This is a genomic window from Rhizobium sp. RU35A (assembly GCF_900156005.1).
Lineage (GTDB): Bacteria > Pseudomonadota > Alphaproteobacteria > Rhizobiales > Rhizobiaceae > Neorhizobium > Neorhizobium straminoryzae.
The window spans coordinates 452,674-465,377 of the sequence record NZ_FTMR01000003.1; the positions used below are offsets into that span (position 1 = coordinate 452,674).

Consider the following 12,704-nt stretch of genomic DNA (forward strand, 5'->3'; position numbering starts at 1 on the left):
CAGAGGCGGCATTTCTATTCCGCAGCTTCGCGGTAACCGACGCTCGCCATAGGCTTGAATTCGTGCTTGTCCTTGCCGGAAACGCGTTCCGACCAGGGGTCAACCTGCGCGAACTTCTGGGAAAAGACGAAGCGGTCGTAATAGGCCTTGCGGCGTTCGGTATCCTGAAGAACCTGCCGGCGGATCTCGTCATGGCCAATGCGCTTTGCCCATTTGTAGATGCGCTCGAGATAGCGGGCCTGCTCGCGATACATCTGGGTCAGCGCCACGATCACTTCCAGCGCCTCGTCCTCGGTCTTCACCAGTCCCAGAACGTCGGTACCCTTGATGTCGAGGCCGGCAGCCCCTGCAAAGTGGATCTCGAAGCCGGACTCCACGCAGACGACGCCGATATCCTTGCAGGTGGCTTCCGCGCAGTTGCGCGGACAGCCCGAAACGGCAAGCTTCAGCTTGGCCGGTGTCCAGGAGCCCCACATGAACTTTTCGATGCGGATGCCGAGACCGGTCGAATCCTGCGTTCCGAAACGGCACCAGTCCGAGCCGACGCAGGTCTTCACCGTCCGCAGCCCCTTGGCATAGGCCTGGCCGGAGATGAAACCGGCCTGGCCGAGATCGGCCCAGACGGCGGGCAGGTCCTCCTTCTCGACACCGAGCAGGTCGATGCGCTGGCCGCCGGTCACCTTCACCATCGGGATCTGGAACTTGTCGACCACATCGGCGATCGCCCGCAATTCCTTCGCATTGGTCACGCCGCCCCACATGCGTGGCACGACGGAATAGGTCCCATCTTTCTGGATATTGGCGTGGACGCGCTCGTTGATGAAGCGCGACTGGTAATCGTCGGCATATTCGTCCGGCCAGTCGCAGACGAGATAATAGTTGAGCGCCGGGCGGCACTTGGCGCAGCCGCAGGAGGTCTTCCATTCCAGTTCCTGCATCACGGCCGGAATGCTTTTCAGCCCCTTCGCCTTGATGAGCCGGCGCACGTCGTCATGGCCGAGATCGGTGCAGGTGCACATCGGCGTGACGGCGGCCGGATTGTACTTGTCACCGAGCGTCAGCGCCATCAGCTGCTCGACCAGACCGGTGCAGGAGCCGCAGGAGGCCGATGCCTTGGTGTGAGCGCGCACCTCGTCCAGCGAGGTCAGGCCCTTGCCCGTGATGGTGGACGTGATCTTGCCCTTGCAGACGCCGTTGCAGCCGCAGATTTCCGCATCATCCGGCAAGGCTGCAACGGCCGCCATAGGGTCCAGCGGAGACCCTCCCTGATAGGCCTGTCCGAAGATCAGCGTATCGCGCATTTCGGAGATGTCGACCTGCTTCTTCTTCAGGTCGTTGAACCAGGCGCCATCGGAGGTTTCGCCGTAAAGCACGGTGCCGACGATGCGGTTGTCCTTGAGGACCAGCCGCTTGTAGATGCCGGCAGACGCATCGCGCAGAACGATCTCCTCGCGGTCCGGCCCCTCGGAAAAATCGCCGAGCGAATAGAGATCGATGCCGGTCACCTTGAGCTTGGTCGGTGTGTCCGCATGCACGAAGGCCGGTGTCTTGTCGCCGGAAAGATGCGATGCGGCGATGCGGGCCATCTCGTAAAGCGGCGCGACGAGACCATAGACTTGGCCGCCGACTTCGGCGCATTCGCCGAGCGCCATGATGTGCCCGTCCGACGTCAGCATGCCGTCGTCCACCACGATGCCACGATTGACCGCGAGCCCTGCCTCGCGCGCCAGCTGGACATTCGGCCGGATGCCGACCGCCATGACGACGATGGAGGCCGGCAGGCGGCGGCCGTCATCCAGCTCGACCGCTTCCACCTTGCCATCGCCCAGGATTGCCCTGGTGTTGGCCTTGCAGATGACCTTGATGCCGCGGTCTTCCAGCGCCTTCTGCAGGAGATAGCCGGCGGCCGGATCGAGCTGGCGCTCCATCAGGCTCGGCATCACATGCAGCACGGTCACGTTCATGCCGCGGGCCTTGAGGCCGGCGGCGGCCTCAAGGCCCAGCAGCCCGCCGCCGATCACGATGGCGTCTCCTCCCATCTCGGCAGCGGCAAGCATGGCCCCCACATCGTCGAGATCGCGATAGGCGACGACGCCCGGCAGGTCCTTGCCGGGAACGGGAATGATGAAGGGGTTCGATCCGGTGGCGATCACCAGCCGGTCATAGGCAGCCGTGACACCGTTCTGCGAGGTCACGCTGCGATTGGTCCGGTCGATCGAGACAATCCGGTCGCCGCGGTGAAGCGTCACGCCATGCGTTTCATACCAGGCATCGCCATGGATGATGATGTCCTCGTAGGTTTTCTCGCCGGAAAGAACCGGCGAGAGCATGATGCGGTCGTAGTTCACCCGCGGTTCCGCGTTGAAGATGGTGACGGCGAAGCGGCCGGGGGCCTGTTCGAACAGATGTTCCAGCATGCGCCCGGGGGCCATGCCATTGCCGATGATGACGAGTTTTTCGGTCATGGTCTTACTCCGCGCCGACCGGCTGGCGACAGCTGGCGGAAATCATCACCTGTGACAGCGTGGTGTAGGCGGTGATCCAGGCATCCCGCACCGCAGGCGTGAAATCTGGTCCCAGGCCCTGTTCCAGGGTCCAGATCAGCGCTTCGCCGACGGGTGCATAATACTCCGGCTTCACGCCGTAATCGTTATGCCGCACGGCAAGCGCCTCAGCGGCCGGAAGAATGCCCGCAATATCTTTCAGGCCATTGACGACGATGCCGAGCGTCATCATCAGCTTGCGTCCCTGCTCCTGCATGTCGCCCTTGAAGAGGGGCTTTACCTCAGGCGCAATGTCGAAGAGCCTGCCGTAAAACAGGTCGGCTGCGGCTTCCCTGATGGGGACAACTTTCGCAAACGAGGATTGCACGAGGTCGATCTCATTGGGTGTCATGACGGTCTCCTCCTCATTCCGCCGCTTCCACGAAGCGGTGACGCTCGTAGAGGAACTTCAACACGGCTTCGCGGCACTTCAGGTAGGTGCGGTCCGAGGCCAGCTCGATGCGGTTGCGCGGGCGGGCGATCGGCACGTCCAGCACTTCGCCGATCTTGGCTGCCGGGCCGTTTGTCATCATCACGATGCGGTCGGACAAAAGCACGGCCTCGTCCACGTCATGGGTGATCATGATCATGGTGTTGCCAAGCCTTGCATGGATTTCCATCACCGCGTCCTGCAGATGGGCGCGTGTCAGCGCATCCAGCGCGCCGAAGGGTTCGTCGAGCAGCAGAACCTTGGGCTCCATGGAGAGCGCCCGGGCAATGCCGACGCGCTGTTTCATGCCGCCGGAGATTTCCGCGGGGCGCTTGTCCCTGGCATGGGCCATCTGCACCAGATCGAGATTGTGCATGACCCAGTCATGCCGCTCGTCCTTGCTCCTCTTGCCGCGGAAGACCTTGGAGACGGCCAGATCGACATTCTCGTAGACGGTCAGCCAGGGCAGCAGCGAATGGTTCTGGAACACCACCGCCCGTTCGGGGCCGGGGGCATCCACATGCTTGCCATCCAGGAAGACCGCGCCGGATGTCGCCTCGATCAGGCCGGCGATGATGTTGAGCACCGTGGATTTGCCGCAGCCCGAATGGCCGATGATCGAGATGAACTCGCCCTTGTCGACGCCGAGCGAAATCTGCTTCAGCACGTCGCTTTTCGTGCCGTTTCGCTCGAAGGTCTTGTCGATGAATTCCAGCGAAAGATAGGATTGTGCCATGACCGTTCTCCTCAGGCGTTCGCGGTGCCGCGGGTAACAAGGCGCCCGACAAAGGCGATGAGGCGGTCGAGCAGGAAGCCGACGACGCCGACATAGATGAGCGCCACGATGATGTCGCTGATCAGCGAGGAGTTCCACGCGTCCCAGATGAAGAAGCCGATCCCGACGCCGCCGATCAGCATTTCTGCCGCGACGATCGCGAGCCAGGAGAGGCCGATGCCGATGCGAAGGCCGGTAAAGATGTAAGGGGCTGCCGCCGGCAGCATGATCTTGCCGAAATATTCGAAGCCATTGAGGCGCAGCACCTTGGCGACATTCTGGTAATCCTGCGGAATGTTGCGGATGCCGACGGCGGTGTTGATGATGATCGGCCAGATCGCGGTGATGAAGATGACGAAGATCGCCGATGGATTGCCGTCGCGGAAGGCGGCGAGCGACAGCGGCAGCCAGGCGAGCGGCGGAACCGTGCGTAGCACCTGGAAGATCGGGTCGAGGCCACGCATCGCCCACTGGCTTTGCCCGACTAGAACGCCGAGCGCGACACCGGCGACAACGGCAAAGGCATAGCCGATGGCGACGCGCTGCAGACTGGCGAGAACATGCCAGACCATGCCCTGGTCGACGCCCTGTCCCACATGGAAGGGATGGACGATCAGCTCCCAGCTTTCGGACACCACGCGGGAGGGGGAGGGCAGGCTGGAGGTGGGACCCGAACAGAGGATTTCCCAAAGCGCCAGCATCAGTGCCAGCGTCACCAGCGGCGGCAGGATCGCGGCCAGCATCTGGCGACCACGGCGGGCGAACTGCCGGGCGAGTGGCTTCTGCGGGCGTGGCGGGGCAAAGGCGACGACCTGGGCGCTCAGCGCCGGCGTCTTGTCTTCCTTGGGGTTCAACTGGGTCACGGACATCACCGTTCTCCTTGATCTTGCGCTGTCGGGGTTAGGTGGCGCTCGGGCCGCGCCACCCATGGTCGCCGAGGGGTCAGGCCATCCGGGTGATGCTGAGGCTCTTCAGATAGGCGGAGGGATCGGCCGGATCGAAGACCTTGCCGTCGAAGAAGGTTTCCTTGCCGCGCGAGGTGGATGTCGGAATGTCGGACACGGAAAGGGCCTTGGCGGCATCGCGCCACAGGTCTTCGCGGTTGACCTTCGCCACCAGCCCCTTGATGTCGAGGCCGGGCTCGAACTTGCCCCAGCGGATGTCCTCCGTCAGGAACCATGCGTCATGACTCTGGTAGGGATAGGAGGCGTGATCGCGCCAGAACTTCATGAAGTGTGGGCTGTTTTCCACCAGCTTGCCATTGCCGTAATTGTATTTGCCCTTGATGCGATCGACGATGTCCTTGGACGGCACGTTGAACCAACTGCGCTTGCCGACGATCTCGGCCAGCTCGTCCTTGTTCTTCATGTCGTCGCACCATTGCGCGGCTTCCAGCACGGCCATCAGCAGGGCCCTGGTGGCGCGGGGGTTCTTCTCCACCCAATCGGAGCGCATGGCGAAGGACTTTTCCGGATGCTTGTTCCAGATCTCCGCCGTGTTGATCGCCGTGTAGCCGATGCCCTGGTTGACCAGCTGCTCGTTCCACGGTTCGCCGACGCAGAAACAGTCCATGGTGCCGACCTTCATGTTGGCCACCATCTGCGGCGGCGGAACGACGATCGTCTCGACATCCTTGTCCGGATCGATGCCGCCAGCCGCCAGCCAGTAGCGGATCCACAGATCATGCGTGCCGCCGGGGAAGGTCATGGCCACCTTGGCAGGGGCGCCTGCCGCTTTCTTCCTGGCGAAGGCTTCCTTGAGGACGCTTGAATCAAGACCAACCTTCAGATCCGCATAGGCGGCACCGACGGAAATGGCCTGTGCGTCGAGATTGAGCCGCGCCAGGATAGACATCGGCAGCGGCTGGTTGTTCTGCGTCACCTTGCCCGTCGAGATGAGGTAGGGCATCGGTGTGAGGATATGCGCGCCGTCGATGCCGTTTCCGGCAGAGCCGAGCACGAGGTTGTCCCGCGTGGTGCCCCACGAGGCCTGCTTGACCACCTCGACATCCGGCATGCCGTATTTGGCAAACAGGCCCTTTTCCTTGGCCACGATCAGCGGTGCCGAATCTGTCAGGGCAATGAAGCCGAGCACGGCCTTGGTGGTTTCCGGGCCTGCCCCTTGCGCGAAGGCGCCGGAGGGCAGGGCGGTTCTGGCGGCGCCGATCAGGGCGGCCGTGGCGGAGGTCTTGAGCAGGCTGCGGCGGGTGAAGGCGTTTGGTCTATTGGTCATGCGCAGGTTCCCCTCTTGCGTCTTGTCCGTGGAATTTTGGGCATAAAAAAACGCCGCTCGGAGATTGCGCCAACGCGAGATCCGGGAGGTGGATCTGGGAGCAGCAAAAACCTTGCGACGTCGATGTCTTTGAAGAACGCTGATCGCGCGTTCCGATGCGCCGATCGCCATTGACCCGCGCCTTAATTGCTTAGCAATGTTCGTGCCAGTTTTTTATGGCCGGACTAACATCCTGATTCCAATAATATTTTTCGCGCTTCCTGCGGCCAATGCGTCATCTGTGGCGTGGGCGATATGATGCTAAAATAGGCGAAGCTGCCGAACTGAATGCCGAACCCGTGGGCAAAGTCTCTGATCAGACGTCTTCCACACCGCGGTCCTGAGCAAGTCTGGAGCGGACCGGGAACGCTTCGGCATAGGCCTTCAGGTGCGCCGGATCGAAGACGAAGCCATCCATGAAGCGGTCTGTCTCCGAAAGGCCTTCGATGCGCACATCCTCGTCCTGCGGCATGGCAGACGAGGGGAGAGCCGCCCGGTAGAGATCCGGTCGGTAGGCGGATGCGGCCGCCCTCGCGCCGGCTTCGCTGAAGCCCGCCTGGCCCCAGCGGATCATTTGGCTGTAGATCCACAGCGCCTTGCTGGGGCGCGGGTAATTGGCATGTCCCTCGTGGAAGACGAAATACTTGTCGATCACCCGACGGTTCCCGCGTGCATCCAGGCTGAACTCGCCGGAGAGAACGTGGCGGATGATGTGCACGGGGGCGTTGATATAGCGGCTGTCCGCCAGCATCTCGGCCAGCGCGTCATGGTTTTCGGGCCGGTCGCACCAGCGGGCTGCTGCATCCAGCGCCACGATCAGCCGGGAGACGGTGTCCGGATGGCTCTGCGCCCAGTCCGGCCGCAGCCCGATCACCTTTTCCGGGGCAGACGGCCAGATATCCTGCTTGGCGGCGACGATGCGCCCGACGCCGCGCTCTGATGCGACCATATTCCACGGTGCGCCAACACAGAAGCCGTCTATGGCGCCTGCCGCCAGCGCATCCGAGGTGAGCGGCGGAGGCACCACGACCATCTTCACGTCGCGGTCCGGGTCGATTCCCCCGGCCGCCAGCCAGTAGCGGAATTCGTAGTTGTGCGAGGAGAAGGGATAGGTCATGCCGAAGGTTGGCGGCAACTCGCCCGCCTCGCGCATCACCCCTAAAAGGGTTGCCAGCGCGCGGGCATTGTCGAGGGCTGAAGCGGTTTCCGAAAGGCCCGTTGCCTCCTGCATCCGGGCAAACAGCCGGGCAGAGAGGGTGATCGCATTGCCGCCGCGCCCCAGCGAGAAGGGTGTGATCGTTGGCGAGGGATTGGAGCCGAGCCCCAGCATGGAGGCAACCGGCATGGGGGAGAGCATGTGGGCGATGTCGAACTGGCGAAAGGCCAGGCGATCGCGCACATTGGCCCAGGAAACATCCCGTACCAGATCGAGCGTCAGCCCCTCGCGTTGCGCGAAGCCGAATTCGGCGGCTGCGATCAGGATGGAGGCATCCACCAGCGGAATGAAGCCGGCGCGCAGGGTTGTCGGGCCGCCGGCGGCGATGCGCGCGGGAGCCGGCAACGTGCCCCTGATATCTGCCATTGCCATCATGTCCTCTCCGCTTTTCCGGTCCGCACGCGCTTCGCCTTGACCATCACATCAGCAGTCCGGCCGCTGTCACCACGCTTTGGGCGATCTCGGACATCTTCTTCTTCTCGTTCATGGCCGTCTGGCGCAGCAGCGTGAAAGCCTGATCCTCCGAGAGCCCGCGCATCTTCATCAGAATACCCTTGGCGCGTTCGATGATCTTGCGCTCCTCAAGTGCCGAACGCGCATCCGCCAGTTCCCGCTGCAACCGTGAGAAGGCATTGAAGCGGGAAACGGCCATGTCGAGGATCGGTTTCACCCGCTCTTTCTTCAGGCCATCCACCACATAGGCGGAAACGCCGGCATCGACGGCTGCCTCGATGGCCGCCGTGTCCGAGCGGTCGACGAACATTGCGATCGGACGGCTTACCGAGCGTGTCAGCTGGAACAGGTGTTCCATCATGTCGCGGTTCGGATTCTCGATATCGATGATGATGACGTCGGGCGCGAGGGTCTCGATCAGGCGGGCAATGCCCATCACCTCATGCACGATCGTCACATGGCGGTGCCCCGCCTCATGCAAGCCTTCCTCGATGATCGCCGCGCGCACGGCGTTCTCGTCGATGACCAGAATGGTGAGGTCCAGATGGCTCATGGCTGGCAGACATGGCGTATGGCGCGCCGATTGGCAAGCGGTTTTGCGCAATAACGCAGCAACTCCATTCGAAGTTTAATTTTTGTGCAGCATGCCGTGTGCGGCGGCAACTGAGGGGATCACCGAATGGAATCGATCCGAGGTGATCGATTCAGAACTCTCGTTGGACGCTTGACATTGCAGCTGCGATTCTTGTGTCCATGACGATCCGGCAGCCCTATCACCTCTATATCGAGCGGCGCGATGCCACGAAGAACATGGCGCGCTACTATGTCATGGAGATCTCGCCGACCCTGTTCGGCGAGATCTGTCTCACACGATGCTGGGGCCGCATCGGTGCCGGCGGGCAAAGCAAGCAACATCATTTTGTCTGCGAAGAGGATGCCGTGCACCTTTTTCTGAGGCTGCTGCGGCAGAAGCGGGCCCGCGGTTATGCGCCAAGGCCGGCATCCTGCGACTGCGCCTGATGGCGTGCCGCATCCTCGCCCTCGGCGGTGATCAGCGCCATCATCCGCTTTTGCGCGCGGGTCGGCCGCCAGTTTGCGCGCGTGGTGATGCCGATGGGGCGCAACAGGTGATCGGTGGGGAAAGCAAGCGCGACCAGCAGGCCGTGCTCGCATTCCGGCTGTGACTGGTGGCGTGACAGGCAGCCGAGATGCCGGCCATCCGTCAGCAGTTCCCGTATCAGCAGCAGCGAGCCGGATTCGATGATGGGGGCGGGAGGCTGATGCCCTGCTGCGGTGAACAATGTTTCGAACTGGTCGCGTGTCGGGGTTCCCGTGCGGGGAACGACCCAGGGGTAGGCGAGGAGATCCTCGATGGATGGTGTGGGACGGCCGGCCAGCGGATGGCCGGGACCGGCGAGCAGCGCCAGCCGGTCATGGAACAGCGGTGTCTGAACCACGTCGCCGATGGGGGCCGGCACGCGCAGGGCGCCGACCAGGAGATCGATCGACCCCCGCCGCAAGCCGCCCAGCAGTTCGTCATAGGGGCCATCGAGGATGCGGACGGGGCAGGTGGGATGTTCCAGGCGAAAGCGTCTGAGGGCGCGCGGCAGCAGGGTGGAGCGGGCAAGCGGCATGGCGCCGACCACCACGCTGCCGGCTTCTTCGCCGTCGAACTCGGAAAGCTCGGCTGCGGCCTGATCCAGTTCGTAGAGCGCCAGCCGTGCCGCCTGGATCAGCGACTGGCAGAGCCGTGTCGGCAGAATGCCGAAGGCGGTGCGCTCGAACAGGCTGCGCGCCGATTCCTGCTCGACCTGCGTCACTGCCCGGTGCACCGTCGGCTGGGCCAGTGCCAGCCTGCGCGCGGCCAGCGTGAAGTTCTCGCTTTCACCGACGGCGATCAGGGCTTGTAGCTGCGCCTGCGTCAGCGTCGTCTTCAGCCGTGGCGAAATCTCCTCCAGCACCGGATCGAGCAGCGCAAAGGCACTGTCAACGCGATGTTGAAGAATATGGCCGCGCGGGGTGAGAAAGAAGCCGTGACGGCTGCGCTGAAACAGGGATCCGCCTGTTTCCCGCTCCAGCTTGGTGATGGCCTGCGTGACGGCCGGCTGGGAGATGTGCCAGGCCTCCGCCACTGCCGTCAGCGTCTTCAACCGGGCGACGGCGGTAAACAGACGCAGATGGCGCAGGTTTCGCGCCGTCATAGCCGGTCGAGCACCCGGTCGGATCGTTCCGCCAGATCATCCGCTCCAGGGTCAAGGTGAAGGCCGGCCAATCGCCTTTGCCATTCCACGGTGCCGCGGCTCATCCAGTCGGGCAGGCCGAAGGCGGTGAGCGTTGCGCAAACCTCCTCCATTTCGGCGGCGCGGCGTGCGCCATGAACCAGCATACGGTCCAGATTGTAGGCGCCGCGCTTTCGCCAGTCGATGCCGGGATCGGAGGCCTGCAGCGAGGCGAGAACGGCCTCCTCCACCCCGGCGCGCCGGGCGGCCAGCAGGCATTCGCTGGTCAGTGCTTCCAGCCCCTTGATCATCACCGAGCGCAGCATCTTGATGCTGGAGGCGTCTCCCACCCGCTCCCCCGCAAGGCTCGGGCGCATGCCGAGCGCGATCAGCAGACCGGCAGCCATCTCGGCATCCGGACCGGCGAGCAGCACCGGCACCTCGTGTCGCTTCGGATAGACCGGCGCCATGATCGCCATGTCGACATAGCGCCCGCCGGCTGCTCCGATGACCTCCGCCGCCTGCTGCTTGGTCTGGGGAGAACAGGAATTGCCGTCGAGCCAGAGCGTGCCGGGCAGGATGTGGGGTGCTGAGGCGCGTGCAGCATTGAGTGCCTGATCGGCAGTGACGAGGCAAAAGACGAGGCCCGCTTTGGCCAACGCCGCGCCGGGTGTGTCTTCCGGCGTTACCTTTGCCTGTCGGCAACGCTCAAGAGTCAGGCTGTCTGCCTCGGCGCCGGCAAGCTTCGGATCATAAGCGCGAAGCCCGCCCGCGCCGGGATGAGACCAGTGGGCAGCCAGCGCATGGGCCGCCTCGCCGAAGCCGATAAAGCCGATGGCAGGCATTTTTTCCCTGTGTCCGGACATCCGCTCGCCTCCCCTCGTGTGCGGAAGAGTGTGGCAAAGGCTGCCCGTCAACGCCAGCCCTTATAGCTTGAACTTATGATGAGATGCGGTGTTTCCATTTGATCTCGAGCGGCTGCCGGCGCAAGCCTTGGGAGGAGGAAACCTTCGGGAAGGAAACAGGATGTCCAGCGAAAGCCCGGCGGGAAAGACCGCTCTTGTCATCAGCGCGCATGCTGCCGATTTTGTCTGGCGTTGCGGCGGCGCCATCGCGCTGCATGCGGCAAAAGGCTATCAGGTCACGGTCGTTTGCCTCTCCTTCGGCGAACGCGGCGAATCCGCCAAGCTGTGGAAACAGCCGGGCATGACCCTGGAGCGGGTGAAGGCGGCGCGGCGGACGGAAGCGGAAAAGGCGGCCGAGGCGCTTGGCGTGCATGACCTGATCAGTTTCGATCTCGGCGACTATCCGCTGCGGCTGACGGACGACGACAAGTATCGCCTTGTCGACGTGATCCGCGCCGTGCAGCCGGCCTTCATGCTCAGCCACTCGCACTACGATCCCTACAACACCGACCATATGTATGCGACGCAGGTGGCGCTCGAGGCGCGAATGATCGCCCAGGCCTGGGGGCACAATCCCGGCCAGACGGTGCTCGGCGCCCCGCAGCTCTATCTGTTCGAGCCGCACCAGACCGAGCAGATGGGCTGGAAGCCGGATGTCTTCCTCGACATCACACCCGTCTGGGACCGAAAGCGGGCCGCCATCGAATGCATGGAGGGCCAGGAGCATCTGTGGGAGTATTACACACGCGTGGCGGAAAACCGGGCCAACCACTTCATGCGCAATTCCGGCGGTCAGTCGGGTGGCCGGGCCGCGAAATATGCGGAAGGTTTTCAGTCGGTCTTTCCGCGCACGGTGGACGAGCTTTAGGCTCGCTCCGGCTGATCCGGACCGGCCGTCACGCAGCACTGGGGAGGAGCCCGCATGTCTGAGCCCACCAATCCGTCCTTCGATATTGCCCATCTCGGCCATGTCGAAATGTTCACCGATCGCTTCGAGGACAGCCTCGATTTCTTCACCCGCGTCTATGGTCTGAAACTCTCCGGAAAGGATGAGGCTTCCGCCTATCTGCGGGCCTGGGACGATTACGAATACTGCACGCTGAAGCTGACGCGGGCCACGACCACAGGCGTCGGTCATATCGGTTATCGCGCCGCAAGCCCGGACGCGCTTCAGCGCCGCGTGGCGGCGATCGAAGCCTCGGGCTACGCCGTGCATGGCTGGACTGACGGGGATGAGAGCCACGGCCCCGCCTTCCGCTTCGAGGATCCGTTCGGCCATATCTTCGAGATCTATTGGGAAACGCGGTGGTATCAGCCGCAGCAGGAGGCTGAGCGGGCAGCGCTGAAGAACACGGCCTCTGCCTTTTCCGGTGCCGCGCCGCGCCGGCTCGACCATCTGAACCTCTTAAGTTCCGACGTCCGGGAGTTCCGTCGCTTCATGGAAACCTGCCTTGGCGCGCGCGTGACGGAAATGATCCAGCTGGACAATGGCCGGCTCGGCGGTTGCTGGTTCACCATCAACAACAAGACCTATGATCTCGCCTGCACGGAAGAACATGGTGGTGGCAATGCCCGCCTGCACCATGTGACCTATGCCACGGACCAGCGGGAAGACATTCTGCGGGCCGCCGACATCTTCCTTCAGAACGGCGTGCACATCGAAACCGGGCCGCACAAGCACGCGATTCAGGGCACCTTCTTCCTCTATGTCTGGGAACCGGCCGGCAACCGCGTCGAACTGGCCAATGCAGGGGCACGGCTGATCCTCGCGCCGGACTGGCAGCCGGTGGTCTGGACGGAAACGGAGCGACGCAAGGGCCAGGCCTGGGGCCTGAAGACGATCGAAAGCTTCCATACGCACGGTACACCGCCGGTGAACAAGGAGCACTGAC

The 12,704-nt window shown here is 63.3% G+C and carries 12 protein-coding genes; 3 read left to right on the forward strand and 9 right to left on the reverse strand.

The window, feature by feature from the left end; all coding sequences use genetic code 11:
• Positions 1-14: 14 nt before the first annotated feature.
• The 7 genes from nirB to F3H95_RS10575 form a co-directional block, all read right to left on the reverse strand.
• On the reverse strand, positions 15-2,465 hold the full coding sequence (gene nirB / locus F3H95_RS10545; RefSeq protein ID WP_149745910.1) for a nitrite reductase large subunit NirB: 2,451 nt from the start codon (positions 2,463-2,465) through the stop codon (positions 15-17).
• 4 nt (positions 2,466-2,469) lie between these two features.
• Positions 2,470-2,895 carry a globin family protein gene (locus F3H95_RS10550; protein ID WP_149745911.1) on the reverse strand — a complete coding sequence of 142 codons (426 nt, stop codon included), beginning with the start codon at positions 2,893-2,895 and terminating at the stop codon, positions 2,470-2,472.
• Between the two features lie 13 nt (positions 2,896-2,908).
• Positions 2,909-3,709, reverse strand: coding sequence for an ABC transporter ATP-binding protein (locus F3H95_RS10555; protein WP_149745912.1), 801 nt, complete (start codon positions 3,707-3,709; stop codon positions 2,909-2,911).
• A gap of 11 nt (positions 3,710-3,720) precedes the next feature.
• Entirely contained in the window at positions 3,721-4,617 is an 897-nt protein-coding gene (gene ntrB / locus F3H95_RS10560) for a nitrate ABC transporter permease (protein ID WP_149745913.1), read from the reverse strand.
• 73 nt (positions 4,618-4,690) lie between these two features.
• Complete coding sequence (locus F3H95_RS10565; protein ID WP_149745914.1) at positions 4,691-5,980, reverse strand: CmpA/NrtA family ABC transporter substrate-binding protein; 1,290 nt, start codon at positions 5,978-5,980, stop codon at positions 4,691-4,693.
• A 355-nt stretch (positions 5,981-6,335) separates the two neighbouring features.
• Entirely contained in the window at positions 6,336-7,601 is a 1,266-nt protein-coding gene (locus tag F3H95_RS10570) for a CmpA/NrtA family ABC transporter substrate-binding protein (protein ID WP_244617962.1), read from the reverse strand.
• Between the two features lie 52 nt (positions 7,602-7,653).
• The gene (locus F3H95_RS10575) at positions 7,654-8,241 is read right to left on the reverse strand and encodes an ANTAR domain-containing response regulator (protein WP_143125049.1); all 588 of its coding nucleotides are present in this window, start codon (positions 8,239-8,241) and stop codon (positions 7,654-7,656) included.
• A gap of 200 nt (positions 8,242-8,441) precedes the next feature.
• On the opposite strand from F3H95_RS10575, the gene F3H95_RS10580 reads away from it, so the two are divergent.
• Positions 8,442-8,708 (forward strand): WGR domain-containing protein, encoded by a 267-nt coding sequence (locus F3H95_RS10580; RefSeq protein ID WP_143125048.1) that lies wholly within the window; start codon positions 8,442-8,444, stop codon positions 8,706-8,708.
• Here F3H95_RS10580 and F3H95_RS10585 read toward each other — a convergent pair.
• Both F3H95_RS10585 and F3H95_RS10590 read right to left on the reverse strand, forming a co-directional pair.
• Positions 8,672-9,889 (reverse strand): LysR family transcriptional regulator, encoded by a 1,218-nt coding sequence (locus F3H95_RS10585; protein ID WP_188134355.1) that lies wholly within the window; start codon positions 9,887-9,889, stop codon positions 8,672-8,674. The two genes, F3H95_RS10580 and F3H95_RS10585, sit on opposite strands and share 37 nt — an antisense overlap.
• Positions 9,886-10,773 (reverse strand): NAD(P)-dependent oxidoreductase, encoded by an 888-nt coding sequence (locus tag F3H95_RS10590; protein WP_244617963.1) that lies wholly within the window; start codon positions 10,771-10,773, stop codon positions 9,886-9,888. Before F3H95_RS10590 ends, F3H95_RS10585 begins: the two co-directional genes overlap by 4 nt.
• Positions 10,774-10,933: 160 nt before the next feature.
• On the opposite strand from F3H95_RS10590, the gene F3H95_RS10595 reads away from it, so the two are divergent.
• On the forward strand, positions 10,934-11,680 hold the full coding sequence (locus tag F3H95_RS10595) for a PIG-L deacetylase family protein (RefSeq protein ID WP_143125046.1): 747 nt from the start codon (positions 10,934-10,936) through the stop codon (positions 11,678-11,680).
• Positions 11,681-11,734: 54 nt separating this feature from the next.
• Positions 11,735-12,703 carry a VOC family protein gene (locus F3H95_RS10600; RefSeq protein WP_149745916.1) on the forward strand — a complete coding sequence of 323 codons (969 nt, stop codon included), beginning with the start codon at positions 11,735-11,737 and terminating at the stop codon, positions 12,701-12,703.
• Position 12,704 lies beyond the last annotated feature (1 nt).

Excerpts from the sequence above, each read along its gene's own strand:
- F3H95_RS10555 (WP_149745912.1), bottom strand. The coding sequence starts at position 3,709 with ATGGCACAATCCTATCTTTCGCTGGAATTCATCGACAAGACCTTCGAG.
- ntrB (WP_149745913.1), bottom strand. The coding sequence starts at position 4,617 with ATGTCCGTGACCCAGTTGAACCCCAAGGAAGACAAGACGCCGGCGCTG.
- F3H95_RS10600 (WP_149745916.1), top strand. The coding sequence starts at position 11,735 with ATGTCTGAGCCCACCAATCCGTCCTTCGATATTGCCCATCTCGGCCAT.
- F3H95_RS10575 (WP_143125049.1), bottom strand. The coding sequence starts at position 8,241 with ATGAGCCATCTGGACCTCACCATTCTGGTCATCGACGAGAACGCCGTG.
- F3H95_RS10595 (WP_143125046.1), top strand. The coding sequence starts at position 10,934 with ATGTCCAGCGAAAGCCCGGCGGGAAAGACCGCTCTTGTCATCAGCGCG.
- F3H95_RS10550 (WP_149745911.1), bottom strand. The coding sequence starts at position 2,895 with ATGACACCCAATGAGATCGACCTCGTGCAATCCTCGTTTGCGAAAGTT.
- F3H95_RS10585 (WP_188134355.1), bottom strand. The coding sequence starts at position 9,889 with ATGACGGCGCGAAACCTGCGCCATCTGCGTCTGTTTACCGCCGTCGCC.
- F3H95_RS10580 (WP_143125048.1), top strand. The coding sequence starts at position 8,442 with ATGACGATCCGGCAGCCCTATCACCTCTATATCGAGCGGCGCGATGCC.
- F3H95_RS10570 (WP_244617962.1), bottom strand. The coding sequence starts at position 7,601 with ATGGCAGATATCAGGGGCACGTTGCCGGCTCCCGCGCGCATCGCCGCC.
- nirB (WP_149745910.1), bottom strand. The coding sequence starts at position 2,465 with ATGACCGAAAAACTCGTCATCATCGGCAATGGCATGGCCCCCGGGCGC.
- F3H95_RS10565 (WP_149745914.1), bottom strand. The coding sequence starts at position 5,980 with ATGACCAATAGACCAAACGCCTTCACCCGCCGCAGCCTGCTCAAGACC.
- F3H95_RS10590 (WP_244617963.1), bottom strand. The coding sequence starts at position 10,773 with ATGTCCGGACACAGGGAAAAAATGCCTGCCATCGGCTTTATCGGCTTC.